At 66.9% G+C, this 26,124-nt stretch carries 25 protein-coding genes; 20 read left to right on the plus strand and 5 right to left on the minus strand.

Annotated elements, in window-relative coordinates:
- The first annotated feature begins 2 nt into the window (after positions 1–2).
- The 12 genes from L0C60_RS08565 to L0C60_RS08620 all read left to right on the plus strand — a co-directional run bounded on the left by L0C60_RS08565 (position 3) and on the right by L0C60_RS08620 (position 14,195).
- A complete protein-coding gene (locus L0C60_RS08565; RefSeq protein ID WP_234507571.1) occupies positions 3–848 on the plus strand; it encodes a pseudouridine-5'-phosphate glycosidase in 846 nt (281 codons plus the stop codon).
- Between the two features lie 4 nt (positions 849–852).
- Positions 853–1,713 (plus strand): RodZ domain-containing protein, encoded by an 861-nt coding sequence (locus tag L0C60_RS08570; protein WP_234507573.1) that lies wholly within the window; start codon positions 853–855, stop codon positions 1,711–1,713.
- A gap of 61 nt (positions 1,714–1,774) precedes the next feature.
- Entirely contained in the window at positions 1,775–3,079 is a 1,305-nt protein-coding gene (rimO, locus tag L0C60_RS08575) for a 30S ribosomal protein S12 methylthiotransferase RimO (RefSeq protein WP_234507575.1), read from the plus strand.
- A gap of 12 nt (positions 3,080–3,091) precedes the next feature.
- Positions 3,092–4,429: a Trk system potassium transporter TrkA gene (trkA, locus tag L0C60_RS08580; RefSeq protein ID WP_243092673.1), complete on the plus strand. Its 1,338-nt coding sequence runs from the start codon at positions 3,092–3,094 to the stop codon at positions 4,427–4,429.
- Positions 4,401–5,873 (plus strand): TrkH family potassium uptake protein, encoded by a 1,473-nt coding sequence (locus tag L0C60_RS08585; protein ID WP_243092674.1) that lies wholly within the window; start codon positions 4,401–4,403, stop codon positions 5,871–5,873. Before trkA ends, L0C60_RS08585 begins: the two co-directional genes overlap by 29 nt.
- Before the next feature lie 20 nt (positions 5,874–5,893).
- Positions 5,894–8,350 carry an alpha-glucan family phosphorylase gene (gene glgP, locus L0C60_RS08590; protein ID WP_234507580.1) on the plus strand — a complete coding sequence of 819 codons (2,457 nt, stop codon included), beginning with the start codon at positions 5,894–5,896 and terminating at the stop codon, positions 8,348–8,350.
- Positions 8,351–8,389: 39 nt separating this feature from the next.
- On the plus strand, positions 8,390–9,154 hold the full coding sequence (locus tag L0C60_RS08595) for an ABC transporter substrate-binding protein (protein ID WP_234507582.1): 765 nt from the start codon (positions 8,390–8,392) through the stop codon (positions 9,152–9,154).
- Positions 9,155–9,202: 48 nt separating this feature from the next.
- A complete protein-coding gene (locus tag L0C60_RS08600; RefSeq protein ID WP_234507584.1) occupies positions 9,203–9,991 on the plus strand; it encodes an amino acid ABC transporter permease in 789 nt (262 codons plus the stop codon).
- A gap of 61 nt (positions 9,992–10,052) precedes the next feature.
- Positions 10,053–11,003 (plus strand): TAXI family TRAP transporter solute-binding subunit, encoded by a 951-nt coding sequence (locus L0C60_RS08605; protein ID WP_234507586.1) that lies wholly within the window; start codon positions 10,053–10,055, stop codon positions 11,001–11,003.
- A 64-nt stretch (positions 11,004–11,067) separates the two neighbouring features.
- Complete coding sequence (locus L0C60_RS08610; RefSeq protein ID WP_234507588.1) at positions 11,068–13,038, plus strand: TRAP transporter permease; 1,971 nt, start codon at positions 11,068–11,070, stop codon at positions 13,036–13,038.
- A complete protein-coding gene (locus tag L0C60_RS08615) occupies positions 13,035–13,778 on the plus strand; it encodes an amino acid ABC transporter ATP-binding protein (protein ID WP_267962774.1) in 744 nt (247 codons plus the stop codon). The genes L0C60_RS08610 and L0C60_RS08615 overlap by 4 nt, the downstream gene beginning before the upstream one ends.
- 3 nt (positions 13,779–13,781) lie before the next feature.
- A complete protein-coding gene (locus L0C60_RS08620; RefSeq protein WP_234507591.1) occupies positions 13,782–14,195 on the plus strand; it encodes a hypothetical protein in 414 nt (137 codons plus the stop codon).
- Here L0C60_RS08620 and L0C60_RS08625 read toward each other — a convergent pair.
- The 3 genes from L0C60_RS08625 to L0C60_RS08635 form a co-directional block, all read right to left on the minus strand.
- Positions 14,146–14,997, minus strand: coding sequence for a patatin-like phospholipase family protein (locus L0C60_RS08625; protein WP_234507593.1), 852 nt, complete (start codon positions 14,995–14,997; stop codon positions 14,146–14,148). The two genes, L0C60_RS08620 and L0C60_RS08625, sit on opposite strands and share 50 nt — an antisense overlap.
- Positions 14,994–15,326, minus strand: coding sequence for a helix-turn-helix domain-containing protein (locus L0C60_RS08630; RefSeq protein WP_234507595.1), 333 nt, complete (start codon positions 15,324–15,326; stop codon positions 14,994–14,996). The genes L0C60_RS08625 and L0C60_RS08630 overlap by 4 nt, the downstream gene beginning before the upstream one ends.
- Before the next feature lie 130 nt (positions 15,327–15,456).
- A complete protein-coding gene (locus L0C60_RS08635; RefSeq protein ID WP_234507597.1) occupies positions 15,457–16,059 on the minus strand; it encodes a PIN domain-containing protein in 603 nt (200 codons plus the stop codon).
- A 33-nt stretch (positions 16,060–16,092) separates the two neighbouring features.
- Here L0C60_RS08635 and trpC point away from each other — a divergent pair, with 33 nt between their 5' ends.
- From trpC to L0C60_RS08660, 5 genes are read left to right on the plus strand one after another with little or no spacing between them, the layout of a single operon-like run.
- Positions 16,093–16,857, plus strand: coding sequence for an indole-3-glycerol phosphate synthase TrpC (gene trpC, locus L0C60_RS08640; protein WP_234507600.1), 765 nt, complete (start codon positions 16,093–16,095; stop codon positions 16,855–16,857).
- A gap of 4 nt (positions 16,858–16,861) precedes the next feature.
- Positions 16,862–17,566, plus strand: a complete 705-nt coding sequence (hisA, locus tag L0C60_RS08645) for a 1-(5-phosphoribosyl)-5-[(5-phosphoribosylamino)methylideneamino]imidazole-4-carboxamide isomerase (RefSeq protein WP_234507601.1) — start codon at positions 16,862–16,864, stop codon at positions 17,564–17,566.
- Positions 17,567–17,573: 7 nt separating this feature from the next.
- On the plus strand, positions 17,574–17,888 hold the full coding sequence (locus L0C60_RS08650; RefSeq protein WP_234507603.1) for a hypothetical protein: 315 nt from the start codon (positions 17,574–17,576) through the stop codon (positions 17,886–17,888).
- A complete protein-coding gene (locus tag L0C60_RS08655) occupies positions 17,885–19,885 on the plus strand; it encodes a single-stranded-DNA-specific exonuclease RecJ (protein ID WP_243092675.1) in 2,001 nt (666 codons plus the stop codon). The genes L0C60_RS08650 and L0C60_RS08655 overlap by 4 nt, the downstream gene beginning before the upstream one ends.
- Positions 19,857–20,420 (plus strand): DUF6812 domain-containing protein, encoded by a 564-nt coding sequence (locus L0C60_RS08660; RefSeq protein ID WP_234507606.1) that lies wholly within the window; start codon positions 19,857–19,859, stop codon positions 20,418–20,420. Before L0C60_RS08655 ends, L0C60_RS08660 begins: the two co-directional genes overlap by 29 nt.
- Here the strand turns inward: L0C60_RS08660 and L0C60_RS08665 are convergent.
- Both L0C60_RS08665 and L0C60_RS08670 read right to left on the minus strand, forming a co-directional pair.
- A complete protein-coding gene (locus tag L0C60_RS08665) occupies positions 20,404–22,995 on the minus strand; it encodes a valine--tRNA ligase (protein WP_243092676.1) in 2,592 nt (863 codons plus the stop codon). The genes L0C60_RS08660 and L0C60_RS08665 overlap by 17 nt on opposite strands.
- 50 nt (positions 22,996–23,045) lie before the next feature.
- On the minus strand, positions 23,046–23,633 hold the full coding sequence (locus L0C60_RS08670) for a hypothetical protein (protein ID WP_243092677.1): 588 nt from the start codon (positions 23,631–23,633) through the stop codon (positions 23,046–23,048).
- 70 nt (positions 23,634–23,703) lie between these two features.
- Here L0C60_RS08670 and L0C60_RS08675 point away from each other — a divergent pair, with 70 nt between their 5' ends.
- Genes L0C60_RS08675 through L0C60_RS08685 form a run of 3 tightly spaced genes read left to right on the plus strand, consistent with a single transcriptional unit; the run spans position 23,704 to position 26,123 of the window.
- Positions 23,704–24,756 carry an Mrp/NBP35 family ATP-binding protein gene (locus L0C60_RS08675; protein ID WP_234507611.1) on the plus strand — a complete coding sequence of 351 codons (1,053 nt, stop codon included), beginning with the start codon at positions 23,704–23,706 and terminating at the stop codon, positions 24,754–24,756.
- 1 nt (position 24,757) lies between these two features.
- The gene (locus L0C60_RS08680) at positions 24,758–25,354 is read left to right on the plus strand and encodes a helix-turn-helix transcriptional regulator (protein ID WP_234507613.1); all 597 of its coding nucleotides are present in this window, start codon (positions 24,758–24,760) and stop codon (positions 25,352–25,354) included.
- A gap of 4 nt (positions 25,355–25,358) precedes the next feature.
- Positions 25,359–26,123, plus strand: a complete 765-nt coding sequence (locus L0C60_RS08685) for a 50S ribosomal protein L11 methyltransferase (RefSeq protein WP_234507615.1) — start codon at positions 25,359–25,361, stop codon at positions 26,121–26,123.
- Position 26,124 lies beyond the last annotated feature (1 nt).

Genomic DNA, 26,124 nt, shown 5'->3' on the forward strand with positions numbered 1-26,124 from the left:
CCATGCGGGAAGCCTTGGTGGCCTTGGAATCTGCCGTTCTCACCCACGGCCTGCCCTATCCCTTGAACCTGGAGGTGGCCTTGGGATTGGAGGAGGCGGTGCGGGAAGAGGGGGCAAGCCCGCGCACCATCGCCCTGCTGGACGGGGCGGTGCGGGTGGGCCTAAGCAGGGATGAGATGGAGCGCCTCGCCCAAGGCGGGGCGGAGAAGGCGAGCCTTTGGAACCTGGCGGCCCTCCTCGCCAAGGGGAAGAGCGCCGGCACCACGGTGGCGGCCACGGTCCACCTGGCCCACCGCCACGGGATAGAGGTCTTCGCCACGGGGGGCATCGGCGGGGTGCACCCCGAGCCCCACGACGAGAGCGCCGACCTCGTGGCCCTGGCCCGCACCCCCATCCTGGTGGTGGCCTCCGGGCCCAAGGCCATCCTGGACCTGAGGGCCACCTTGGAGCGGCTGGAAACCCTGGGGGTGAGCGTGGTGGGCTACCGCACGGACCGCCTGCCCGCCTTCTTCTCGCCCGTTTCCCCCTACCCCGTGCCCGCCCGGGTGGAAAGCCCCCTGGAGGCGGCCCAGGTGTACCGAGAGGCTAAGGAGCTCGGCCTGGGGGCGGTTTTGCTGATGAACCCCGTTTCCGAGGGGATCCCCTATGAGCGGGTGGCGGCGTGGGTGGAGGAGGCGAGCCACCAAGCGGCTAGGGAAGGGGTCTACGGCAAGGCCCTCACCCCCTACCTCCTCCGGCGGCTTTCCGAGCTTTCCCACGGGGAAACGGACCGGGTGAACCGGCGCCTCCTCTTGGAAAACGCCCGCTTGGCGGCCCAGGTGGCCCGGGCCCTTGCGGGGCTAGAATAGGCTTGTGTGCGAGCTGGGGGAAAGGCTTAGGCGGGCGCGGGAGGAGAAGGGCCTAAGCCTAAAGGAGGCGGCCGAGAGGCTTTCCCTAAAGGTGGGGGTGTTGGAGGCCCTCGAGGCCTGCCGCTTTGAGGCGCTTCCCGAACCCGCCTTGGTCCGCGGCTACCTCAGGCGGTACGCCCGGCTTTTGGGCCTGGACCCCGAGCCCCTCCTGGCCCTTTACCCCGTGGTCCCCTCCCCCGAGCCCCCTCCTCCCCGGAAAAGGGGGCGGCCTTGGTCCCTTTGGCTCCTTCTCCTTTTGGTCCTTGGGGCATTGGGCTATGGAGCCTACCTCCTCCTGAGGCCCGCCCCCACCCAGGTGGTGGCCTTACCCGAACCCCCGAAGCCCCCTGAGCCCCTTCGCCACGCCCTCCGGGTGGCGAGCGAGCCCCCCGGGGCCCGGGTGTACCTGGACGGCTTTTACCTGGGCCAGACCCCCCTGGTGACCCCGCCCTTGGAGGAGGGAAGGCGGGTTTTGCGGGTGGAGCTTCCCGGCTACGTCCCGTGGGAGGAGGAGATCCTCCTGGACCGGGACCTTTCCCTGAACCTGCGGCTTTCGCCCCTTCCCCAGGCGCCCGCTCCCGCCCCGGCTCCTTCGGCGCAGGCGGGGAAGCTCGTGCTCAAGCTAGAGGGCAGGAGCTGGCTTCGGGTGACCCAGGGGGAGAAGCGGCTTTACGAGGGCATCCCCGAGGTGGGCACGGAGCTTAGCTTTGACCTCCCCGTGGAGGTGCGGGCGGGGAACCCCGGGGGGGTGCGGGTCTTTTTGGACGGAAAGGACCTGGGGCTTTTGGGGGAGCCGGGAAAGCCCCTGACCCGGAGCTTCCCCTAGGCGGGGGCCTCGGGTTTTCGCTATACTGCAACCTTGTTGGGGCTTGGCCCCAAGGAGCGCTATGGCAAAGATCGGCTTCGTGAGCCTGGGTTGCCCCAAGGCTTTGGTGGATTCCGAGCAGATCCTCTCCCGGCTCAAAGCCTTAGGCTACGAGACGAGCCCAACCTACGAGGAGGCCGAGGTGGTCATCGTGAACACCTGCGGCTTCATCACCCCTGCGGTGGAGGAGAGCCTCGAGGCCATCGGGGAGGCGCTAAAGGAAAACGGTCGGGTCATCGTGACGGGGTGCCTGGGGGCGCGGCCGGAGGTGATCCGCGAGCGCCACCCGGAAGTTTTAGCGGTCACGGGGCCAGGGGAGGTGGAGGAGGTTTTGGAGGCGGTGGAGAAGGTCCTGCCCCCTCCCCGGGACCCCTTCTTGGACCTGGTGCCGCCCCAGGTGAAGCTTACGCCCAAACACTACGCCTACCTGAAGCTTTCCGAGGGGTGCGACCACCGCTGTAGCTTCTGCATCATCCCCAAGCTCCGGGGGAGGCTCCGCTCCCGGGACGCCGCCGAGGTCCTGGCCGAGGCGGCGAGGCTCGTGGCCACGGGCACCAAGGAACTCCTCCTCGTCGCCCAGGACCTTTCCGCCTACGGGGTGGACCTGGGCCACCGGGCGAGCTTCTGGGGTGACCGCCTGGTGCGGGCGGAGCTTAAGGACCTCCTCGCCCACATGGCGGAGCTTGGGGCCTGGATAAGGCTCCACTACGTCTACCCTTACCCCCACGTAAAAGACCTCCTTCCCCTCATGGCCGAGGGAAAGGTCCTCCCTTACTTGGACGTGCCCTTGCAACACGCCTCCGAGCGCATCCTGCGCCGCATGCGCCGGCCAGGGGGGTACCAAAGCCACCTCAAGACCCTTAAGGCCTGGCGGGAGGTGGTGCCGGACCTCGCCCTCCGCTCCACCTTCATCGTGGGCTTTCCCGGGGAGACGGAGGAGGACTTCCAGGTCCTCCTGGACTTCCTGGAGGAGGCGGAGCTGGACCGGGTAGGGGTCTTCACCTACTCCCCGGTGGAGGGGGCGGAGGCCAACGCCCTGGACGGCCACGTGCCCGAGGAGGTAAAGGAGGAGCGGAAGGCGAGGCTTATGGACCTCCAGGCCAAGGTGAGCCTGCGGAAAAACCAGCGCTTCGTGGGGAAGACGCTTGAGGTCCTGGTGGACGAGCTTCCCGAGCCAGGCCTTGCCGTGGGCCGCACCTACCGCGACTCCCCCGGCATTGACGGGGTGATCTACGTGGAAACGGACGGTACGGCGCGGGTGGGGGAGTGGATCCAGGCCAGGGTGACCCGGGCCGACACCTACGACCTTTACGGGGTCCAGGTTTAGCATAGGGGCGGTATGTACATCGTCATCGCTGGGGGCGGGGAGGTGGGCGGGGAGCTTGCCCGTACCCTGGAGAAGGCCCACGAGGTGGTGGTCATTGACCGGAACCCCCAGGCCAAGGAGCGCCTGGCCCACCTGGACGTGAAGGTGGTGGTGGGCGGGGCCACGGACCCCGACACCCTCAGGGAGGCCGGGGTGGACCGGGCGGATCTCTTCATCGCCAGCACGGATTCCGACGAGGTGAACCTCCTCGCCTCCCTCCTAGCCAAGGGCCTTGGGGCCAAGGAAACCCTTTGCTTCGTGGGCAAAGGGGGGTACGTGGAGGTTTTGGCCGATCCCCGCACGGCGGAAATCCTTGGAACCCGCATTGACAAGGTGCTTTGGCCGCAAAGGGCCATGGCCCGGGAGATCGTGGAGGTGATCCTGGTCCCCGGGGCGGTGGACACGGAGTTCCTGGCGGGGGGGAGGCTTCGCTTCGTGGAGTACCGGGTGAAGGAAGGTGGGCCTTACGTCCACCGCCTCCTGACCGAGGAAGCCTGGCCCGAAGGGGTCTTGGTGGTGGGGGTGGTGCGGGACGGGGCCTTCCTTAGCTTCGCTCATCCGGATTTTCCCGAGCTCGTGCTGGAGCCTGGGGACAAGCTCCTCTTCGTCACCACCCTGAGGGCCTTCCCTGAGCTGGAGGCCTGCTTCGCCACGGGCCGGGGCGTGCGTCGGGTCATGATCCTGGGCGGGGGGAACGTGGGGTTTATGGTGGCCCAGGAGCTTTTGCGCAGGCGGCTGGAGGTAGTTATCGTTGAGCCCAACCGGGAGCGGTGCGAGTGGCTTTCCCAAGAGCTTCCCGGGGCGCTCGTCATCCAGGGGGACGGCACGGACCTGGAGCTTTTGGAGGCGGAGGGGATGCAGGAGGCGGACGCCGTGGTGGCGGTTACGGACAACGACGAGAAAAACCTCCTCGCCTCCCTCCTCGCCAAGCAACTAGGGGTGGGCAAGGTCATCACCCGGGTTTCCCGCTCGGAAACCCGCAGGCTCTTTGAACAGGTGGGGATTGACCTCCCCCTCACGCCCCGCCAGGCGGCGGTGCGGGGGGTATTGGACTTCCTGGGACCGGAGAACGTGGAGCATGTTTCCACCATGGACGAGAACATAGAGCTTCTGGAGGTGGAGCTTCCTGGAGACTTCCGCCCGAGACCCCTTAAGGCCCTGGCCGAGCCCCAGGTGGTTCCCGTGGCGTTGGAACGGGATCACCGGGTGATGCTTTACCGGGAGGACCTGTCGGCCCTCCCTGGGGATCGGCTCTTCTTGGTGGCGGCCCGGGAGGTGGCGGATGAAACCGTGGCTCGCATCGCCCGCTAGGCCGGGCTTCCGCTCAAGCCTTTACCTCCTCGGGCTCACCTACCAGGGGATGGGGGCCCTCCTTTTCCTGTTCGCCCTTCTGGCTTTGCTCTTGGAGGAGGATGCCCGGGGTTTCGCCCTTGGGGCGCTTCTGGGGATGCTTCTGGGTAGAGCCCTTCAGGCCATGGGCCATCCCCAGGCCCAGCCCCGCAGGGCCGAGGTCTTTGCCAGCGTGGCCCTCCTTTGGATCCTGGTGCCCGCCTTGGGGGCTGTGCCTTACTGGGTTTCCGGGGGGCTTGGCTACCTGGACGCCCTCTTTGAGTCGGTTTCCGGCTTCACCACCACCGGGGCCACGGTCCTCGCCGATTTCCGCCAGTTCGGGCAAAGCCTTTTCCTCTGGCGCGCCCTTACCCAGTGGATGGGGGGCATCGGTATCGTGGTGCTTTTCTTGGTGATCTTCCCCCAGCTCCAGGTGGCGGGGCGCCAGGCCTTTTTCGCCGAGAGCACGGGGGTAGAGAAGGACCGCCTGACCCCGAGGCTTCGGCACACGGCCATGGCGGTGCTCAGGGTGTACCTGCTTCTCACGGGGTTTGCCTTCCTCGCCTACCTGGGGGCGGGTATTCCCCTTTACGAGGCCTTGGCCAACGCCCTCACCACCATTCCCGCCGGGGGATTTAGCCCGAACCCCCAAAGCTTCGCCGCCTATACCCCTTTGGCCCAGTGGCTGGGTACCCTTTTCATGTTTTTGGCGGGGGTCAACTTCCTTTTGCAGTACCGGCTTTTCTTTGGCCGGGAAGTGAAGCCTCTTCTTCGGGACGCCGAGTTCCGCGCCTATGTGGGTGTCGTGTTCCTCTTCGGGACCCTTCTCGCCCTATACCTCTACACCCACCACATGTACGGGCTGGAGGCGAGCCTCCGCCACGCTTTTTTCCAGGTGGTATCTATCCTCACCACCACGGGTTTCGCCAGCGTGGACTTCGCTCAGTGGGTGGTTCCCGCCCAGGCTCTCTTGGTCTTCTTGATGTTCATTGGCGGAAGCGCCGGCTCGGGAGCGGGGGGCATCAAGGTGGTGCGCTGGCTCCTCCTTTTTGGGCTTTTGCGCCGGGAGGTTACCCGTACCCTGCACCCAAAAGCGGTCTTGCCCCTCCGCTTGGGCGCGCGGGTAGTGCCGGAGGAGGCCCTTCGGCAGGTGGCCGTTTTCGTTTTCCTCTACACCGTGCTCTTCGGTCTGGGAACCTTGGCTTTGGCCCTTTTGGAAGGCGACTTCGTGGTGGCCTTCACCGCCAGCGCCCAAGCCATCGGCAACATCGGCCCAGGGCTTGGTCCCGTGGGGCCCATGGGTTCGTATGCGGAGCTTACCCCGCTGTCTAAACTGGTCCTGGTCTTCCAGATGTGGGCCGGACGCATAGAGATTCTGCCCGTGGTCCTCCTCTTTAGCCCGGAACTTTGGCAAAGGCTCCGTTAGTTTGGGTATAATCTCCCCCCGTGAGGACCCTAGGCCATATCACCGCCATGCCCGTGCTCCCGGGGCCCCTACAGGGCTTGCGGGAGCTTGCGTATAACCTTTGGTGGAGCTGGAATCCGGAGGCGGCGGAGCTATTCCAAGAAATAGATCCTTTGCTCTGGAAGCGCTTCCGGGGTAACCCGGTGAAGCTCCTCTTGGAGGTGGACCCGGCCCGCCTCGAGGCCCTCTCCGGCACCAGCTACCCCGCCCGGGTGGAGGCGGTGGTGGGCGCCCTGCGCCGCTACCTGGAGGAAAGGCGGGCCAAACGGGGCCCCAGCGTGGCCTATTTCTCCGCCGAGTACGGCTTCCATAGCTCCTTGCCCATCTACTCCGGGGGGCTTGGGGTCTTGGCCGGGGACCACATCAAGGCGGCCAGCGACCAGGGCCTGGACCTCTTGGGGGTGGGGATCTTCTACCACGAGGGGTACTTTCACCAGCGCCTTTCCCCCGAAGGGGCCCAGGTGGAGGTGTACGAGCCCTTGCACCCCGAAGCCCTTCCCCTCCTTCCCGTGCAGGACCCCGAGGGGCGGCCCCTAAGGGTGGGCCTGGATCTGCCGGGAAGGAGGCTTCTCCTTGGGGCTTACCGGGTCCAGGTGGGGGCGGTGCCCGTCTACCTCCTCACCGCCAACCTGCCGGAAAACGCCCCCGAGGACCGGGCCATCACCGCCAGGCTCTATGCCCCGGGCTTGGAGATGCGCCTTTTGCAGGAGATGGTCCTGGGGATTGGGGGAGTGAGGCTATTGCGCGCCTTGGGCCTTTCGCCCCAGGTCTTCCACATGAACGAGGGCCACTCCGCTTTTCTGGGACTGGAAAGGCTTCGGGAGCTCCTTTCGGAGGGGCATCCTTTCCCCGTGGCCTTGGAGAGGGTCCGGGCCGGGGCCCTTTTCACCACCCATACCCCCGTGCCCGCCGGCCACGACGCCTTTCCCCTGGACCTGGTGGAGCGTTACCTGGGGGGCTTCTTTGCGGGGCTTGGGGTGGGGTGGGAGGCGCTTTTGGCCTTGGGCCTCGAGGAGAAGCCTTGGGGGAAGGTCTTCTCCATGTCCAAGCTGGCCCTTTCCACCAGCGCCCAGGCCAACGGGGTCTCCCGCCTCCATGGGGAGGTTTCCCGCCGGATGTTCCACCACCTCTGGCCCGAGCTCCTGCCCGAGGAGGTGCCCATCGGCCATGTGACCAACGGCGTGCACACCTGGACCTTCCTCCACCCCCGCCTCCGCCGCCACTACGCCGAGGTCTTCGGCCCCGAGTGGCTCAAGCGCCCGGAGGACCCCGCCACCTGGAAGGTGGAGGGGTTGGGGGAGGAGTTTTGGCGCATCCACCAAGAGCTCCGGGGCGACCTGGTGCGGGAGGTGCGTAGGCGGCTTTACGAGCAGCGCCGCCGCAACGGGGAAAGCCCAAGCCGCCTGCGCGAGGCGGAAAGGGCCTTGGACACGGAAGCCCTCACCATTGGCTTCGCCCGCCGCTTCGCCACCTACAAGCGGGCGGTCCTCCTCTTCAAGGACCCAGAAAGGCTTCTTAAGATCGTGCGGGGGCCCTACCCGGTCCAGTTTGTCTTCGCCGGCAAAGCCCACCCCAAGGACGAGCCGGGAAAGGCGTACCTGCAGGAGCTGGTGGCCAAGATCCGGGAGCTCGGCCTCGAGGACCGCATGGTGGTCCTGGAGGACTACGATATGTACCTGGCCCGCGTCCTGGTCCACGGCTCGGACGTCTGGCTCAACACCCCCCGGCGCCCCATGGAGGCCTCCGGGACGAGCGGCATGAAGGCCGCTTTGAACGGGGCCCTTAACCTGAGCGTGCTGGACGGCTGGTGGGCCGAGGCCTATAACGGCAAGAACGGCTTCGCCATCGGGGACGAACGCACCTACGAGAACGAGGAGGCCCAGGACATGGCGGACGCCCAGGCCCTTTACGACGTCCTGGAGTCCGAGGTCCTCCCCCTCTTCTACGCCGTGGGGTCCGAAGGGTACTCCTCTGGCTGGCTTTCCATGGTCCACGAGAGCCTGCGCACCGTGGGACCCCGCTTCAGCGCCGCCCGCATGGTGGCGGAGTACGCAGCGCTTTACCAAACCGGGAAGGCTTGGTCCGAGCGCGCCGCCCTAGAGGCGGAAGCCCTTAAGGCCTTCCACGAAGCCCTCCCCGCCTTCTTCGCCTTGGGCCTCGAGGTGGAGGTGCCGGGGGACCTCACCCTGAACGGCACCCCCATGCGGGTGCGGGCCTGGGTGAAGGGGGAGGTGCCCGAGGCCTTAAGGCCCTTTTTGGGGGTGGAGCTCGTGGTGCGCCGGGGGGATGGGGCCTTCTGGGTGGTGCCCTTGGCGCCGGAGGGGGACGGCTACGGCCTGGCCTACCGTCCTCCCCGTCCCGGGAGCTACGCCTATGGGGTGCGCCTGGCCTTGAGGCACCCCGTCACCGGCCGGGTGGGGTGGGTGCGCTGGGCCTAGGCTTGCTATAATCTTCCGGTGTACGCAAGGAGGTATGCGATGAAGAAGCTTTTTGTGCTTATAGGCCTTTTGGCGCTTTCCCTGGGGTTTGCCCAGGTGCGGAGCTTGGACCAGATCCGGCGCTCGGGGGAGATCCGCATCGGCACGGAAGGGGCTTTCCCCCCGTTCAACTACTTTGACGAGAAGAACCAGCTTACCGGCTTTGAGGTTGAGCTGGGCAACGCCATCGCCAAGAAGCTGGGCCTGAAGCCGGTCTGGATCACCCAGGCCTTTGACAGCCTCCTCATCCAGCTCAACCAGGGCCGCTTTGACTTCGTCATCGCCTCCCACGGCATCACCGAGGAGCGGGCCAAGGCGGTGGACTTCACCAACCCCCACTACTGCACGGGCGGGGTCATCGTGAGCCGGAAGGGAGGCCCTAAGACGGCCAAGGACCTCCAGGGCAAGGTGGTGGGGGTGCAGATCGGCACCACCTACATGGAGGCGGCGCAGAAGATCCCCGGAGTCAAGCAGGTGCGCACCTACCAGAAGGATCCGGACGCCCTCCAAGACCTCCTGGCAGGCCGCTTGGACGCCTGGATTACCGACCGCTTCGTGGCCAAGGAGGCCATCAAGGAGAGGAAGCTGGAGAACACCCTGCAACTGGGGGAGCTGGTTTTCCAGGAGAGGGTGGCCATGGCGGTGGCCAAGGGCAACAAGAGCCTCCTGAACGCCCTCAACAACGCCCTGTCCGAGCTGATGAAGGACGGCACCTACGCGCAGATCTCCAAGAAGTGGTTTGGGGAGGACGTGCGCTGCAAGTAGCCCGTATTTGACCCAAGGGCCGAGCGCCCTTGGGGTTTTCTTCTGCCTATGCCCCTTTGGCTGCGCCTCGTTTTGCTGCTAGCCCTCCTCCTTGGAGGGTACGTCCTCTTCTTCGCCCTTTTGGGGGTAGCCCTGGAGCGCTACTTCCTCCTCACGGGCTTCGGCCCGGAGCGGGCGGCCTCCGCCAGCCAGGCCATGGCCCTGGGGGCGGAGATTACCTTGAAGCTCACCCTGATCTCGGGCCTGGCCGGCCTCGTCATCGGCGTCTTCGCCGGGATGTTCCGGCTTTCCTCCCGGGCTTGGGTGCGGCTTCCCGCCACCTTTTACATCTGGGTCACCCGGGGCACCCCCCTTTTGGTCCAGATCCTCTTCGCCTACAACGCCCTGCCCCTCTTGCTCCAGCCCCTCTGGCCCGAGGCCCAGCAGGCCCTCACCCCTTACTGGGCGGCCTTCATCGCCCTTTCCTTCAACGTGGGGGCCTACAACGCCGAGGTGGTGCGGGCGGGGATCCAGGCCATTCCCAAGGGGCAGTGGGAGGCGGCGTGGTCCTTGGGCCTTTCCCCGGCGGACACCATGCGCTTTGTGGTCCTGCCCCAGGCCTTAAGGATCGTGGTGCCCCCCTTGGTGAACAACGTGGTGGCGCTCCTCAAGGACTCCTCCCTGGCCAGCGCCATCGCCCTAACGGAGCTCGCCCTTTCCGGGCAAAGGATCATCTCCGCCACCTTTCGCCCGGTGGAGGTCTACCTGGCGGTGGCCGCCATCTACCTCCTCCTCACCACGGTGCTCACCGCCTTTACCAACCAGCTGGAGGTGCGCCTAAAGGTGCGCACGCGTTAGGGCTTGCTATGGGGTAGCTACCCCGGGTATACTGCCCTCGGCGCAAAGGAGGTGCATGGATATGCGTATAACGCGTGGGTTGCTTGCGGGAATGGTCCTGCTGGGCCTCGGCCTAGCCCAGGAGTTTATCACCATCGGTTCGGGTTCCACCACGGGGGTTTACTTCCCGGTGGCCACCGGCATGGCCAAGCTGGTGAACGACGCCAACGTGGGGATTAGGGCCAACGCCCGCTCCACCGGGGGAAGCGTGGCCAACATCAACGCTATCGCCGCCGGGGAGTTTGAGATGGCCCTGGCCCAGAACGACATCGCCTACTACGCCTACCAGGGGTGCTGCATCCCTGCCTTTGAGGGCAAGCCGGTGAAGGGGATCCGGGCCCTGGCCGCCCTCTACCCCGAGGTCATCCACATCGTGGCCCGCGCCGATGCCGGGATCCGCACGGTGGCGGACCTCAAGGGCAAGCGGGTGGTGGTGGGGGACGTGGGCTCCGGCACGGAGCAGAACGCCCGGCAGGTCCTCGAGGCCTACGGCCTCCGCTTTGAGGACCTGGGCCAGGCCATCCGGGTGAGCGCCACCCAGGGGATCCAGCTCATGCAGGACAAGCGGGCGGACGCCCTCTTCTACACCGTGGGCCTGGGGGCAAGCGCCATCCAGCAACTCGCCCTCACCACCCCCATCACCCTGGTGGCGGTGGACCTGGCCAAGGTGCAGGCCATCGCCAAGAAGTACCCCTTCTACGTGGGCTTCAACATCCCGGGGGGCACCTACAAGGGCGTGGACGTGACCACCCCCACGGTGGCGGTTCAGGCCATGCTCATCGCCTCGGAGAAGCTTTCCGCCGACACCGTGTACAAGTTCATGAAAGCCGTCTTCGGCAACCAGGAGGCCTTCAAGAAGATCCACCCCAACCTGGAGCGCTTCTTTAGCCTGCAGAAGGCGGTGAGGGGCCTGCCCATTCCCCTGCACCCTGGGGCGGAGCGCTTCTACAAGGAGCTAGGGGTCTTGAAGTAGGCTTAAGGCCGTACCCAGGGGGCCCCGCCCGGGGCCCCCTTTGCCTGGCGGCGAAGGAGGGAGGATGACGGACGCCAACCTTTTGGTGGAGGAAAGCGAGCTTGGGGGAAGGCGCCCTAAGGGGGTGGGCCGCTTTCTCCTCTTGGGCCTAGGGGTGGCCTGGAGCCTTTTCCAGCTTTGGGCCACGGAGGTGGGCACCCTGGACCCCATGCGGCTCAGGGCGGTCCACCTGGCCTTTGCCCTGGCCCTGGCCTTTTTGGCCTACCCGGGAAGGCGGGGGCCCAAGGAGCGCATTCCCCTTCTGGACTGGGCCCTGGCCCTTCTGGGGGTGGCGGGGGCCCTTTACGTGGTGGTGGACTACTACGGCATCACCCAGCTTCGGGGCGGCATCCCGAGCGGAAGGGACGTGGCCTTTGGCACCCTCACCCTCTTGGTCCTCTTCCTCGCCGCCTGGCGGGTGGTGGGGCCCGCCCTGCCCATCATCGCCTCGGTCTTTGTCCTCTACGCCCTCACCGGGCCCAAGGGCCTCCTGCCCTTCACCCTGCCCCCTTGGCTCCAACTCCATGCCGGAAGCCAGTGGGGGCAACTGGTGGGCCAGCTCTACACCACCGCCGAGGGCATCTGGGGGGTGCCCCTAGGGGTTTCCGCCACCTTTGTCTTCCTCTTCGTCCTCTTTGGGGCCCTGCTGGAGAAGGCGGGTGCGGGGCACTTCTTCATCCAGGCGGCCTATGGCCTTTTGGGCCATTTCCGCGGGGGGCCGGCCAAGGCGGCGGTGGTGGCGAGCGCCCTCACGGGGGTGGTTTCCGGAAGCTCGGTGTCCAACGTGGTCACCACCGGGACCTTCACCATTCCCCTCATGAAGCGGGTGGGCTACCCCCCGGAGAAGGCGGGGGCGGTGGAGGTGGCGAGCTCCTCCAACGGCCAGCTCATGCCTCCCGTCATGGGGGCGGCGGCCTTCATCATGGCGGAGTTTTTGAATATTCCCTATAGCCAGCTCATCCTCATCGCCCTCATCCCCGCCCTGCTCGCCTACGCCACCCTGTTCATCACCGTGCACCTCGAGGCCCTCCGCCTCGGCCTCCAGGGGGTGCCCCGCTCCGAGCTTCCCCCCTTGGCCCCCGTGCTCCGCTCGGGGGCGCACTACCTCCTGCCCCTCGCCTACCTCATCTACGCCCTGGTGGGGCTTCGGCTTACCCCGGAGCGGGCCGCCTTGAACACCCTCTTCCTCATGGCCCTCCTCATCCTCCTCCAGGAGGCTTGGCGGGCGTGGCGGGGCGGGGCGGGCCTGGGCTTTGGCCTTGCGCGGGGGGTGAGGCTCCTCGTGGAGGGCCTCGAGGCGGGGGCTCGGGGCATGGTGGGCATCGCCCTGGCCACGGCCAGCGCCGGGGTCATTGTGGGCATCGTCACCATGACCGGGATCGGCTTCGGCCTCACGGACATCGTGGAGAGGCTTTCCGGGGGGAACCTGCTCCTCGTCCTCATCCTGGCGCAGCTCACGAGCCTCCTTTTGGGCATGGGCCTCCCCACCACGGCCAACTACATCGTCATGGCCTCCTTGGTGGTGCCCGTGGTCCTCACCCTGGCGGAAAAGGCGGGCTACCCCGTGCCCCCCGTGGCCGCCCACATGTTCGTCTTCTACTTCGGCATCATGGCCGACTCCACGCCCCCCGTGGCCCTGGCCGCCTACGCGGCGAGCGCCATCGCCAAGAGCGACTTCTGGAAAACGGCGGTCCAGGGCTTCGTGTACGAGCTTCGCACCGCCCTTCTCGCCTACATGTTCTTCTTCAACCCCAAGCTCCTCCTCCTCGGGGTAGAAAGCCCCCTGGAGGGGGCCTGGATCGTCCTCACCGCCCTCCTGGGCATGACCGCCTTTAGCGCAAGCCTCGTGGGCTTCCTGCACAAGAGGACGAACCTCTTGGAGAGGGCCTTGCTCATGGGGGCCGCCTTGACCCTGGTGGTGCCGGGCCTCCTCACGGACCTGGTGGGCTTTGGCCTTTTGGCCTTTACCTATCTCCTCCAGCGGGTGCGAAAATGAGGGCGGTGGCACCCATCATCCGCATTCGGAACCTGCACAAGTGGTTTGGTTCCCTGCACGTGCTCAAGGGGATTGACCTGGAGGTGGCCCCGGGGGAGAAGCTCGTCATCATCGGCCCTTCGGGCTCGGGAAAGAGCACCCTGATCCGCTGCATCAACCGCCTGGAGGACTTCCAGGAGGGGGAGGTGGTGGTGGATGGGCTTAACGTGAAGGACGAGCGCGCCTTAAGGGAGGTGCGGCGGGAGGTGGGGATGGTCTTCCAGCAGTTCAACCTCTTCCCCCACATGACGGTCTTGGAGAACATCACCCTGGCCCCCATCCGGGTGCGGGGCTGGTCCAGGGAGAGGGCGGAGCGGAAGGCCTTGGAGCTCTTGGAGCGGGTGGGGATTCTGGACCAGGCGCGGAAGTATCCGGCGGAGCTTTCCGGGGGGCAGCAGCAACGGGTGGCCATTGCGCGGGCCTTGGCCATGGAGCCCAAGGTGATGCTGTTTGACGAGCCCACGAGCGCCCTGGACCCGGAGATGGTGGGGGAGGTGTTGGACGTGATGCGGGACCTGGCGCGGGGCGGGATGACGATGCTGGTGGTGACGCACGAGATGGGGTTTGCCCGGGAGGTGGCGGACCGGGTGGTGTTCATGGACCGGGGGCAGGTGGTGGAGGAGGGGAGGCCGGAGGAGATCTTCACCAGGCCCAAGGAGGAGAGGACCCGGGCCTTTTTGGATAGGGTCCTGCACCACTAGCCCGTGGAAGCGTGGCTTCGGGCCCTTAAGGCTTTGGCCGACCCCCGGGCCCCTTGGCCCGAGCGCCGGAAGGGGCTATGGCTTTACGCCCTTTCCCTTTTGGCCCTGCAGGGCGCTTTCCTCCTCCTTCTTTCGCCTTTTATGCCTCGGGCGGACCACCCCCTCCTTTGGGGCCTGGCCCTCTTGGGGGGCGGGTGGTTGCTTTGGCTTGGGGAAAGGGCTTGGAAGGACAAGACCCCCCTTTCCCCCCTGGTGGCGGCGGGGTTTGGGGCCTCCTTGGCCTTCTTCCTGGGGGTGATGGGGCTCCTTCTAAGGCCCTTTGGGCTTGGGCTTTGGCTCCTTGGAGGGGTGGGCTTTTACCTCCTCCTTAGGCGGGCCGAGGCGGCCTTGGGGCGAGGAGGTGGGGGAGGTCTTTGAGGCGGGGGCGGGCCAGGGCTTGGATCTCCCGAAGCCTTTCCTGGGCCCGCTGCTTTCCGAGGGTATAGACCAAGGGGAGCTTCTCGTGGTCAAAGGTGTCTATGGGGAAGGGGGGGTCTAGGGAGAGGACGAGGTCCGCCTCCTGGAGGGCCAGCGCCTTAAGCCGCCTGCGGCTCGCTTCCCCGGCCAGGAGGGCGGCCTCGAGGGCCGTCCGGGGGGGCGTTTGGGGCGGCGGGTTGGACACGTCCACCGCCACCACCTTCGGGAAGAGGGCCTTGGCCGCCCGCACGGGCACCTTCTCCGCCACGTCCCCGTCCACGAGGAGCTTTCCCTTCCACTCCACCGGGGGAAAGAGCCCGGGGATGGCGGCGCTGGCCAGGACCGCCTTCCACACCGGGCCTTCCCGCAGGACCACCGCCTCCCCCGTGAGGAGGTCCGCCGTTTGGATGGCGAGGGGGATGGGGCTGTCCTCGAGGCGGGCGTCCCCGAAGAGGCGCTTTAGGCCCTCCGCTACCCGGGAGGTGTCCGTGAGGGCTTGCCGCCTTAGGGCGGAGAAGAGGCGGGCCAGGAGGCGGAGGTTTCCCGCACGCCGCAAATCCGCTATGTTCTCGTCAAAGACCGCCTGGTGCACCTTCCAGGGGTCCTTGTGGCCAAAGGCCCAGGCGCAAGCGGCCAAGGCGCCGGCGGAGCTTCCCGCCAGGCCCCGGATGGGGATGCCCGCCTCCTCCAAGACCGCAAGCACCCCCAGGTGGGCGTACCCCCGCACGCCCCCACCGCCCAAGGCCAAGGCCACGCCCTTCATTCTGTATAGCCAAGGCCCAGTTCCTGCCCCTCGCGGATGAGCTCGTTTAGCAGCTCTTGGCCTTTCTTCCTGGACGCCTCCAGGTAGGCCAAGAGATCCTTGGCCAGGACCCGCCGATGGGTCCCCACCTTGCGGTAGGGGATTTCCCCTTCTTCTAGAAGGCGAACGAGATAGGGCCGGGAAACCCCAAGGAGTTCCGCCGCCTGGCTGGTGGTGAGCTCGGCCTCCAAGGGAACGATCCGCACGGGTTCATTTCGGAGGAGGGCCTCTAAGAGGTCTTTCAGAAGCTGGGCGAGCTCGGGGGTAAGGACCAGGGAAACCTCTTCCAAGTGCAAGACCTTTCCGGGGGTTAACCGCTCCCGGAACCGGCGAAGGTCTTCGTGGGAAGTTTGGGTTGCAAAGAGCACACCGCTCATGGTGTACGCAGCGTACCATATAAACGAAATAAACGCAATAGCGCTAAAGCTCGGAAGCAAACGCGCGCAGGAGCCCAGCGAACTCCGTCAATCCCGCCTTTCTCAGGCTTTCCAGGAACGCAGGCGCATCTAACGGAGGGTTCCGCAGTTGACCTCTCTGATTGCGTAGAATTTTGAGGATTGCCCCTGGTATGGCGTTTTCCCGAATCAAAGCTTCGGCCAGTTCTACCAAGAATGCGTCAGGGTGGAGGGCTACGAGGTCAAAGCGGGCTAAATCTTCTTCTGGAAAGTCATGGAGATTAAAGGTGAGGATGGCTTCTGCCCCTCCCCAATGGGCGGCGGCCACCACGTGGCGGTCGTTCTCGTCGGGAAGGCGCACTTGGGGCACCAGGTGTTCATAGCCCTCCACGAGGGGTTCATAGGGTTTCAATAGCGACTCCATTATGGTCGGTGTGGCCTTAACCCGCTCCACCTGTCCGGGTCCTAAACCGGGCCGCTTTTGTAGGAAGTTTCGGATCCACTCCTCGTGTACCCGTCGGCTCCACTTGAGCCGCACCAGGCCTTCTAGGGCTAGCCCCATGAAGAGATCCCGCGTTTGGGTGGGGTATAGGACGCAAGCGTCTAGGAAAACGATGCGGGGTAGCATGGCCCAATTCTAAAGCTGCTGTACACTATTCCCATGCGGCCTGACCTTTCCCGGGTGCCGGGGGTGCTGGGGGAGATTGCCCGGAAGCGGGCTAAGGAGGTGGCCCCGTACCCCCTGCCCGTTCCTCCGCCCGCACCCTCCTTTAGGGAGGCCCTCCTCCTTCCTGGCCTTTCCCTCATCGCCGAGGTGAAGAAGGAAAGCCCCTCCGAAGGGGCCATCCGGCAGGTGGACCCCGTGGAGGCGGCTAGGGCCTACGCCCGAGGGGGTGCCCGGGCCATCAGCGTCCTCACCGAGCCCCACCATTTTGGGGGGAGCCTTTTGGACCTGGAGCGGGTGCGCCAGGGGGTGGCCCTTCCCCTCCTGCGCAAGGACTTCGTGGTGGACCCCTTCATGCTGGAGGAGGCCCGGGCCTTTGGGGCGAGCGCCGTCCTCCTCATCGTGGCGGTGCTGGGGGAGCTCACGGGGGCTTACCTGGAGCGGGCGAGGGCCTTGGGGCTGGACGCTCTGGTGGAGGTGCACACGGAAAGGGAGCTGGAGGTGGCCCTCGAGGCCGGGGCGGAGATCCTCGGCATCAACAACCGCGACCTCGCCACCTTGCGCATAGACCTGGCCACCGCCCCCCGTCTGGGCCGGCTGGCCCGGGAGCGGGGGTTTGGGGGTGTCCTGGTGGCGGAGTCGGGCTATGGCCGGCGGGAGGAGCTCAAGGCCTTGGAAGGGCTTTTTGATGCGGTCCTCATCGGCACGAGCCTCATGCGCAAACCCGACCTGGAGGGGGCGGTGCGGGAGCTTGTAGGATAGCCCCATGCTGGTCATCCCCGCGGTGGACCTCAAGGGGGGCCGGGCGGTGCGGCTTTACGAGGGCCGCCCGGAGGCGGAAACCGCCTACGGCGACCCGGTGGCGGCGGCCCTTCGTTGGCAGGAAGAGGGGGCGAGGCTTTTGCACCTCGTAGACCTGGACCGGGCCTTGGGCACGGGGGATAACCGCGAGGCCCTTTCCCAAATCGCCCAGGCCCTTGCCGTGCCCTTCCAGGTGGGCGGAGGGATCCGCTCCTTAGAGGCCTTGGAGGAGGTGCTCTCCTTGGGAGCAAGCCGGGCGGTGGTGGGTACCGTGGCGGTGAAAAACCCCCCCCTCCTGGAAAGGATGCTTTCCCTAGCGGGCCCGGAGCGGCTGGCCCTGGCCTTGGATGCCCGGGGGCTTGAGGTGGTGGTTTCGGGCTGGCAGGAGGCCACGCTCCTTTCCGCCCTAGACCTCCTCAGGGACTGGGCGGCCATGGGGGTGCGGACCGTCATCTACACGGACGTGCGCCGGGACGGGACGCTTAGGGGCCTGGACCTCGAGGTGGTGGCCCGGGTGCGGGAGGCCTGGCCCCATGCCCTCATCGCCGGGGGCGGGATTGCGGGGCCCGAGGACCTTTGGGGCCTAAAGCGCCTAGGGGTAGAAGGGGCCTTGGTGGGGAAGGCGCTTTACGAGGGGAGGGTCCGGCTCAGGGACTTCGCCGTATCCTGAGGGGAGTATGAAGCTCGTCCACTGGACCTTTCTCCTGGTAAGCCTCGGCGTGGCCGGGGCGGGGCTTTACCTGTACCTCACCTACCCCTTCCTGGTAGTGCCCACCCCGTGGGGGCCTAGGCCCCTTTACCTCGTCCTCCCCACCGCCTACGCCCTGGGCTTCGTGGTGGGGGGGCTCTACGCCCTGGCCCTCTGGCTTTCCGGCCTGGGGGCCCGGCGGGTCCTCCTGCGGGAGGTGCGGCGGCTCCAGGGGGAGGTGAACGCCCTAAAGCGGGAGCGGATTGAGGAGATCCCCCGCATCCCCGACCGGGAAGAGCCATGAGGGAAAGGGTCCGCTGGCGCCTCCTTCCCCTGCCCCCCGTCCCCGAGTGGCTTGGCCTCATGGAGGCCTTCGGGGTGGGGCCCGAGGCCGCCTTGGCCTACTGGCACCGGGGGGTGAGGCGGCGGGAGGACCTCGTGCCTCCCCTTACCCGGCTTCCCCTCAAGGGCCTCGAGGAGGCGGCCGAGCTTTTAGCGCAGGCGCTAAAGGAAGGCAAGCGCATCCGCATCCACGGGGACTACGACGCCGATGGCCTCACGGGAACGGCCATCCTGGTGCGGGGGCTTCGGGCCCTAGGGGCCAAGGTCCACCCCTTTATCCCCCACCGCCTGGAGGAGGGCTACGGCGTCCTCATGGACCGCATCCCCGAGCACCTGGAGGCGGCGGACGTTTTCGTCACCGTGGATTGCGGCATCGCCAACCACGCCGAGCTCCGGGAGCTTGTGGAAAACGGGGTGGAGGTCCTGGTCACCGACCACCATACCCCCAAGGAAACCCCGCCCCCGGGCCTGGTGGTCCACCCCGCCTACACCCCGGGGCTAGGGGAGCACCCCACGGGGGCGGGGGTGGCCTTTTCCCTCCTCTGGGCGCTCCACGAGCGCCTGGGGCTACCGCCCCCTTTGGCCTACGCCGATTTGGCGGCGGTGGGCACCATCGCCGACGTGGCCCCCCTCTGGGGGTGGAACCGGGCCCTGGTGCGGGAGGGATTAGCCCGGCTTTCCACCTCCAGGTGGGTGGGCTTACGCCTCCTCGCCCAGGCGGTGGGCTACACGGGGAAGGCGGTGGAGGTGGCCTTCCGCATCGGCCCCCGCATCAACGCCGCAAGCCGCCTGGGAGAGGCGGAGAAAGCGCTCAACCTCCTCCTTACGGATAGCGAGGCGGAGGCCCAGGCTTTGGTGGAGGAGCTCAACCGCCTCAACGCCCGCCGCCAGGCCATAGAGGAGGAGATGCTAAAGCGCCTTCTCCCCAAGGCCGACCCTGAGGCCAAGGCCATCGTCCTAAGGGACCCGGAAGGCCACCCCGGGGTGATGGGCATCGTGGCGAGCCGGATCCTCGAGGCCACCTGGCGCCCCGTCTTCTTGGTGGCGCAGGGCAAGGGCACGGTGCGAAGCCTCCCGCCCATCAGCGCCGTGGGGGCCCTTAAGGAGGCGGAAGACCTCCTCGTCCGTTTTGGCGGCCACAGGGAGGCGGCGGGCTTCGCCCTGGACGAGGCCCGCTTCCCCGAGTTCCAAAGGCGGATAGAAGCCTACGCCGCCCGCTTCCCCGACCCCGTGCAGGAGGTGCCCTTGCTTGGGCCTTTGCCCCCGCTTTCCCAGTTGCCCTCCCTTTACCGGGCCCTTTCCGCCCTGGAGCCCTTCGGGGCCGGGAACCCTGAGCCCCTTTTCCTGCTTGCGGGAAGCCCCGAGGAGGTGAGGACCATGGGGGAGGGCAAGCACCTTTCCTTCCGGCTCCAAGGGGTGCGGGTGGTGGCCTGGCGCATGGGGGAGAAGGGGGTGCCGAGCCCCGTGGAGGCGGCGGTGCTCCTCACGGAAAACCGCTTCAATGGCACCGTGAGCTACGAGGCCCAGGCCCAGGACTTCCGGGTGCCGGGGGAGCTTCTTGGCGAGGCCGAGCCCTTCGCCTTCCCCCTTTCCCTGGAGGAGGCCCTGGCCCGGGCCCGGATGGGGGAGGGGGTGTACGTGCCCGAGGAGAACCTGGAGGGGCTGGCCTACGCCAGGCGGCAGGGCTTCCGCCTTCTCCCTCCGGAGGAGGCCTCCCTTTGGCTCGGCCTTCCCCCTTACCCAGTGGCCCAGAAGCGGGTGGAGGTGGCCTTGGGGAGCGAAACCAAGAGGCGGCTGGAAAGGCCCCCCGTTTTGGAAACCCCCGGAGAGGCCCTTAGGGCGCACGTGGCCAAGAGGCTCCTCTTCGCCTACGAGAGGCGGCACCCGGGCCTTTTCAGCGAGGCCCTTTGGGCGTACTGGGAGGTGAGCCGTGTACAAGCAACCGCGGGAAGCCCATGAGGCCTGGATCTATACCCAGGCCTACCGGGTCTACGGGATGATCTACCTGGTGCCGGGCTCGGGCACCGCCGATCTCTTGAACCAGGAAAGGGTCTACCTGCCGGTGACGGGGGCCCTCATCTATACCCCGGGGTACCTCCACCCTCCCGAGGCCAAGGACCTGAAGGCCAGCACGGGCTTTTTGGCCTTGAGAAAGGAGCGGATCCAGTGGGCGGTGGGAGGAAGACTGGCGGAGCCCCGCACGAGCCCCGCCCTTTTGGAGAGGCGGTCTTTGGCCTTCCTTTTTGGGGACTACCTCTTGGCGGGGGAGCTTCTTGTGCCCCGGGGGGTTAGGCTTTCCGACCACCTTTCCCAGGCCAAGCCCTTTCAGACCCTCCTCGAGGCCCGCCTCTACCTCCTCCGCCCCGACCGTCCCATCGTGGACCTGGAGCCGGTGGAACGCTTCCCCTTCGTCACGCTAAACCTGCGCCTGGCCGAGGCGGTGGCCGAGGCGCCCGGGGAGGCCCACGACCCCCGCCTCACCCTATTTGGCTGAGGGCTTCCCGGATCCTTTCCGCCTGCTCCAGGTTTTCCTTAAGCCTAGCCTCCTCCGCCGCCACCACCTCCTTGGGGGCTTTCTCCCGGAACCCGGGGGCGGAGAGCTTCTTTCGGCTCCTTTCCGCCAGCTCTAGGAGTTCTTTGAGCCGCTTCTCCTGCCGGCGCTTCCACTCCTCCACGTCCAGGAGGCCCTCCAGGGGCATCCGGGCCGTGACCTTGGGTAGGGCCTTGACCAAGGCCCTTTCCGGCTTCGCCGTAAGGAGCTCGGCCCGGGCCAGGAAGCGGAAGACCTCCAGGTTTTCCCCCACGGGCGCCGTTTCCCCTTCCAGGTAGACCCCCACCTCCTGCCCCGGGGGAAGCCCCGCCTCGGCCCTTAGGGCCCGCACCGCCGTCACCGCCTGCCTTAGGGCCTCAAAGGCGGTTTCGGCCTCCTTTTCTTCCTCCCCCTTGGCCTCGGGCCAGGCCTCGAGGGCGAGTTCCTCCTTGCCGGTGAGGGCCTGGAAAAGCTCGCTGGTGATAAAGGGCATCATGGGGTGGAGGAGCTTGAGGAGGGTGGCGAGGGCTTCCTCCAGGGTCCTTAGGGTGTGGGCGTTTCCCGCCTTGAGGGCGGGCTTGGCCGCCTCCAGGTACCAGTCGCAGAACTCGCTCCAGACGAGCTCGTAGACCTCCCGGGCCGCCTGGGCCAGGTCCAGGGCCTCGTAGAGGGCGGTGATCTCCTCCACGCCCCGGCTTAGGCGGCTTCGCATGAAGCGGTCCGCCAGGGTGGGGGCGTCCTCCTTGGCCTGGAAGCCTTCCCGGGAGAGGAGGACAAAGCGGGCGGCGTTATAGAGCTTGTTGGCGAAGTTGCGGGCCATCTCCAGCCAGCGGGGGTCTAGCCTTATGTCCTGTCCCCCCGTGGCCAAATAGAGGAGGGCGAAGCGAAGGGCGTCGGCCCCGTAGCGCGCCACCAGCTCCAGGGGGTCTATCGTGTTCCCCTTGGACTTGGACATCTTCTGGCCCTTTTCGTCCAGGAAAAGGCCGTGGAGGAGCACGGTCTTGAAGGGCCTTTCCCCCATGAAGTGGTAGCCGGAGACCTCCATGCGGGAGACCCAGAGGAAGAGGATGTCGTACCCCGTGACCAGGACGTCCCCGGGGTAGAAGGCCTTGAGGTCCTCCGTTTCCTCGGGCCAGCCCAGGGTGGAAAGGGGCCAAAGGGCCGAGGAGAACCAGGTGTCAAAGACGTCCTCGTCCCGCCTGAGCCTCGGGCTTCCGCAGGCCTCGCAGTGGGTGGGGTCTTCCAGGTAGCGCTCGGGGCGCGGGACGTTGATGGCGCCGCAGTCCTCGCAGTACCAGGCGGGGATCTGGTGGCCCCACCAAAGCTGGCGGGAGATGTTCCAGTCCTTGACGTTCCTGAGCCAGTCCAGGTTGACCTTCTTCCAGCGCTCGGGCACGAAGGCGATGTCCCCCCGCTCCAGGCCCCTTATGACCTTTTCCGCCAGGGGCTTCATGGAAAGCCACCACTGGGGGAAGATGGCGTACTCAATGGGGGTGCCGCAGCGGGAGCAGGTGGCGAGGGCGATGGTGTAGTCCTCCTCCTTCACCAGGTGCCCCGCCTCCCGGAAAAGCTCCACCGCCTTCCTGCGGGCCTCAAAGCGGTCCAGGCCCCTGAGGGCCTCGGGTACCCGCTCGCCTTCCATCTTCCCTTCCAGGTTGATGACGGAAACGGGCTCTAGGCCGTGCCGCTCCCCGATCTCGTAGTCCAGGGGGTCGTGGGCCGGGGTGACCTTGAGGGCCCCGGTGCCGAACTCCTTCTCCACGGCGGGGTCGGCGAGGATGGGGATCCAGATCTCCGTGAGGGGGATCCGGGCCCTTTTGCCGATGAGGTGCCGGTAGCGCTCGTCCTCGGGGTGGACGGCGATGGCCTGGTCGGCGAAGACGGTTTCGGGACGGACGGTGGCGATCTCAATGAAGCCACCCCCCTCCACCTCGTAGCGCAGGGTGTAGAGCCTGCCCGGGGTGGGCTCGGTTTCCACCTCCAGGTCCGAGAGGGTGGTTTCGCACCGGGGGCACCAGTTCACGAGCCTGGGGGCGCGGTAGGCGAGGCCCTCGTGGTAGTAGCGGGAAAAGGCGTAGCGCACCGCTTTGGAGCGCTTTTCGTCCATGGTGAAGGCCTCCCGGCTCCAGTCGGCGCTGGCCCCAAGGCGCTTCAGTTGCTTCAGGATGGTTCCCCCCGACGCCTCCTTCCACTGCCAGACCCGCTCTAAAAACGCCTCCCGCCCTAGGTCGTGCCGGGTCTTGCCCTCCTTGAGGAGGAGGCGCTCCACCACCACCTGGGTGGCGATCCCGGCGTGGTCGGTGCCGGGAAGCCACACCGCCTCAAACCCCCGCATGCGCTTGTAACGGATGAGGGCGTCCTGGAGGGAGTTGTCCAGGGCGTGGCCCATGTGCAGGGAGCCCGTGACGTTGGGGGGCGGCATGAAGATGACGAAGGGGGGTTTGCCGCTTTTGGGGTTGGCCACGAAGGGGTTATTCGCCCACTTCTCCGCCCACTTGGGTTCCACCGCTTTGGGATCGTAGGCCTTGGGTAGGTCCATGCTACCCATCACTTTACCCGGACGGGCTTGGGAAAGGCCACCCGAGGGGGTTAGGGGAGGGCGTAAAGGTAGTAGAGCCCATTTCCCAGGTGGAAAAAGGCCTCCTCAAAGGCCAAGCCCTCAATGGGGGTGTCCTTGGGGATGGCAAGGGTGAACGCCCCCACCCGGATCCCCTCGGGGAGGAGTTCCAGGGTCCCCGTGGCGAGTTCCTGGCTTTCCGCCTCCGGGTCGTTTAGGGGCGTGTAGAGGAGGCGCACGGGTAGGCCCTTAAGGCTAAAGAGCACGTTGCTGGGGTCGTGGAAGGGGGCCCGGTGGAGGAGGCGCTCCTCCACCTCCACCACCTCGCCCAGGAGGGCGTAGCGGTCCAGGGGCAAAAGGGCCTTGCCGCTTTCTAGAAGTACCAGGAACCGGGTGCGGTCCTCCTCGGAGAGGAGCACGGGGGCCTTGTGGGGGCCCACCTTGGGGTCTTGGTCCAGGCGCCCCTTGAGGAGCTCTTTGGCGGCCTTTAGGGCCTCTTCCCGCGTGGGGTAGAGGCTATAGGGGTTCACCTTGAAGAGGAGCTCGTAGCCCTTGGGGCCCTGGATGAGCCAGGCCAGGTGGAGCTCAAAGAAAAGGCGCTTTTGCCAGGCGGGGTGCATAGGGAGGAGTATACGCTTTGTGCCTTCACCCCTTGCCCAAAGCTATCGCCGGGTATACTCTAGGCCCGGTATGGCGCTATCGGAAGAGCGGGTCCTCGAGGCCCTGCGCACGGTGATGGACCCCGAGCTCGGGAAGGACCTGGTGTCCTTGGGCATGGTGGGGGAGGTGCGGCTGGAGGGCAAGCGGCTGGAAGTCCTCGTGAACCTCACCACCCCCGCCTGTCCCCTGAAGGGGCAGATTGAGGCGGACATCCGGAAGGCCCTTCTCCCCCTGGGCCTGGAGGAGGTGCAGGTCCGCTTCGGCGGCGGGGTGAAGGCCCCGGAGCAGTACCCCATCCCCGGGGTGAAGCACGTGGTGGCGGTGGCCTCGGGTAAGGGCGGGGTGGGGAAGAGCACCGTGGCCGCCAACCTGGCCCTGGCCCTAAGCCGGGAAGGGGCGGCGGTGGGCCTGCTGGACGCTGACCTCTACGGGCCGAGCCAGGCCAAGATGTTCGGCCTGGAGGGGCAGAAGCTTAAAGTGGACCAAAACCGAAAAATCCTCCCCTTGGAGGCCTATGGCATCAAGGTCCTCTCCATGGCCAACCTCGTTCCTCCGGGCCAGGCCATGATCTGGCGTGGGCCCATCCTCCACGGCACCCTGAAGCAGTTTTTGGAGGAGGTGAACTGGGGGGAGCTGGACTACCTGGTGGTGGACCTTCCCCCAGGCACCGGGGACGTGCAGCTAAGCCTGACCCAGCTCACCAAGGTTTCGGGGGGAGTAATCGTCACCACCCCTCAGGAGGTGGCCCTCATAGACGCCGAGCGGGCGGCGGACATGTTTAAAAAGGTGCAGGTCCCCATCCTGGGCGTGCTGGAGAACATGAGCGCCTTCCTCTGCCCCCACTGCGGCAAGCCCACCCCCATCTTCGGGGAGGGGGGCGGTAGGCGGCTTGCCGAGAAGCTCAAGGCCCGCTTCCTGGGCGAGATCCCCCTCACCCTTTCCCTGCGGGAAAGCGGGGACCAGGGGGTGCCCGTGGTGGCCAAGGACCCCGAGGGCCTCGAGGCCCAGGCCTTCCGCAAGGCGGCCCAGGAGCTCGCCGCCGCCTTGAGCGTCCAGACCTTCATCGCCCTGCCCATGGCCTGACATGGCCCTTCTCCTGGAAGGCACCAAGGAACGGGTTTTGGACCTCCTAAGGGTCAGGCCCCGCACCGCCAAGGAGGTGGCGGAGGCTTTGGGCATCAGCCAGGTGGCGGCCCGGAAGCACCTGGAGGACCTGGAGGCCCGGGGCCTGGTGCGCTCGGAGGTGCGGCGTTGCCCTGGCCGGGGCCGGCCCTACCGGCTCTACCAAGCCCAGGACGAGGGGGCACCCTACGCCGCCCTTTGCGGGGACGTACTAAAGGGCCTCGAGGGGGCCCTGGGGAAAGAGGGGGTGGTGCGGCTCCTTTTGGAAAGGAACCGGAAGCTCTTCGCCCCCCTAAACCTCCAGGGGCTTCCCCTCAAGGAAAAGCTAGAGCGCCTCGCCGCCTTCCTCCGCACCCAGGGCTACGAGGCGGAGGTGGTGGAGGAGGAGGGGAGGCTCTACCTCTGCCAGCACCGATGTCCCAAGCTCGCCCTTTCCCGCGAGCACGAGGCCCTTTGCCAAAGCGAGCTCCTCGCCTACCAGGAGCTTTTGGGCCTGCCCCTCTTGCGGGAAGAGCGCCTGGCCGAGGGGGGAAGCTGCTGCCGCTACCGCGTAGAATAGCGGGGTGTGGGTATACCGCCTAAAGGGGACGCCTTGGGAACTGGACCCCATCCTCCCCGAGCTCTTTGACCGGGGGGCGAGGGGCTTGGAGGAACGGGAAGGGGAGGTCCTCGCCTACTTCCCTGCCCCCCTGGACCTGCCCTACGGGGGGGTCTGGGAGGAGGTGCCGGACGAGGACTGGCTTTCCGCCTGGCGGCGCGACCTAAAGCCCGCCTTGGCCCCGCCCTTCGTGGTCCTGGCCCCTTGGCACACCTGGGAGGGGCCGGAGATCCCCTTGGTCATTGAGCCCGGCATGGCCTTCGGCACCGGGCACCACGAGACCACCCGCCTGGCCCTCATGGCCCTCGCCCGCCACCTCCGCCCCCGCGAAAAGGTGCTGGACCTGGGCACGGGAAGCGGCATCCTGGCCATCGCCGCCGCCAAGCTCGGGGGAGAGGCCTTGGGGGTGGACATAGACCCTTCCGTCCTCCCCCAGGCGGAGGCCAACGCCCGGCAAAACCGCGTGGCGGTGCGCTTCCTGGAAGGGAGCCTCACGGAGGCCCTGCCCTTTGGGCCCTTTGACCTTGTGGTGGCGAACCTCTTCGCCGAGCTCCACCAGGCCTTTGCCCCCCAGTACCGGGCGGCCCTGGCCCCCGGGGGGCGGCTTCTCGCAACCGGCATCCTCAGGGAAAAGGCCCCCATGGTCCGGGAGGCCCTGGTGGGTGCAGGCTTCGCCCCGTTGGAGGAGGTGGGGGAGGGGGAGTGGGTCCTCCTCGCCTACCGGAGGTAGC

It is taken from the genome of Thermus hydrothermalis (assembly GCF_022760925.1).
GTDB classification, from domain to species: Bacteria; Deinococcota; Deinococci; order Deinococcales; family Thermaceae; genus Thermus; species Thermus hydrothermalis.

What these genes read in the sequence shown, in the direction of transcription:
- L0C60_RS08650 (WP_234507603.1), top strand. Translation starts at nt 17,574, where the DNA reads ATGAAGCTCGTCCACTGGACCTTTCTCCTGGTAAGCCTCGGCGTGGCC.
- L0C60_RS08565 (WP_234507571.1), top strand. Translation starts at nt 3, where the DNA reads ATGCGGGAAGCCTTGGTGGCCTTGGAATCTGCCGTTCTCACCCACGGC.
- rimO (WP_234507575.1), top strand. Translation starts at nt 1,775, where the DNA reads ATGGCAAAGATCGGCTTCGTGAGCCTGGGTTGCCCCAAGGCTTTGGTG.
- L0C60_RS08665 (WP_243092676.1), bottom strand. Translation starts at nt 22,995, where the DNA reads ATGGACCTACCCAAGGCCTACGATCCCAAAGCGGTGGAACCCAAGTGG.
- L0C60_RS08655 (WP_243092675.1), top strand. Translation starts at nt 17,885, where the DNA reads ATGAGGGAAAGGGTCCGCTGGCGCCTCCTTCCCCTGCCCCCCGTCCCC.
- L0C60_RS08615 (WP_267962774.1), top strand. Translation starts at nt 13,035, where the DNA reads ATGAGGGCGGTGGCACCCATCATCCGCATTCGGAACCTGCACAAGTGG.
- L0C60_RS08585 (WP_243092674.1), top strand. Translation starts at nt 4,401, where the DNA reads ATGAAACCGTGGCTCGCATCGCCCGCTAGGCCGGGCTTCCGCTCAAGC.
- L0C60_RS08635 (WP_234507597.1), bottom strand. Translation starts at nt 16,059, where the DNA reads ATGCTACCCCGCATCGTTTTCCTAGACGCTTGCGTCCTATACCCCACC.
- L0C60_RS08595 (WP_234507582.1), top strand. Translation starts at nt 8,390, where the DNA reads ATGAAGAAGCTTTTTGTGCTTATAGGCCTTTTGGCGCTTTCCCTGGGG.
- L0C60_RS08680 (WP_234507613.1), top strand. Translation starts at nt 24,758, where the DNA reads ATGGCCCTTCTCCTGGAAGGCACCAAGGAACGGGTTTTGGACCTCCTA.
- hisA (WP_234507601.1), top strand. Translation starts at nt 16,862, where the DNA reads ATGCTGGTCATCCCCGCGGTGGACCTCAAGGGGGGCCGGGCGGTGCGG.
- L0C60_RS08600 (WP_234507584.1), top strand. Translation starts at nt 9,203, where the DNA reads ATGCCCCTTTGGCTGCGCCTCGTTTTGCTGCTAGCCCTCCTCCTTGGA.
- L0C60_RS08610 (WP_234507588.1), top strand. Translation starts at nt 11,068, where the DNA reads ATGACGGACGCCAACCTTTTGGTGGAGGAAAGCGAGCTTGGGGGAAGG.
- trkA (WP_243092673.1), top strand. Translation starts at nt 3,092, where the DNA reads ATGTACATCGTCATCGCTGGGGGCGGGGAGGTGGGCGGGGAGCTTGCC.
- L0C60_RS08675 (WP_234507611.1), top strand. Translation starts at nt 23,704, where the DNA reads ATGGCGCTATCGGAAGAGCGGGTCCTCGAGGCCCTGCGCACGGTGATG.
- L0C60_RS08670 (WP_243092677.1), bottom strand. Translation starts at nt 23,633, where the DNA reads ATGCACCCCGCCTGGCAAAAGCGCCTTTTCTTTGAGCTCCACCTGGCC.
- trpC (WP_234507600.1), top strand. Translation starts at nt 16,093, where the DNA reads ATGCGGCCTGACCTTTCCCGGGTGCCGGGGGTGCTGGGGGAGATTGCC.
- L0C60_RS08625 (WP_234507593.1), bottom strand. Translation starts at nt 14,997, where the DNA reads ATGAAGGGCGTGGCCTTGGCCTTGGGCGGTGGGGGCGTGCGGGGGTAC.
- L0C60_RS08605 (WP_234507586.1), top strand. Translation starts at nt 10,053, where the DNA reads ATGCGTATAACGCGTGGGTTGCTTGCGGGAATGGTCCTGCTGGGCCTC.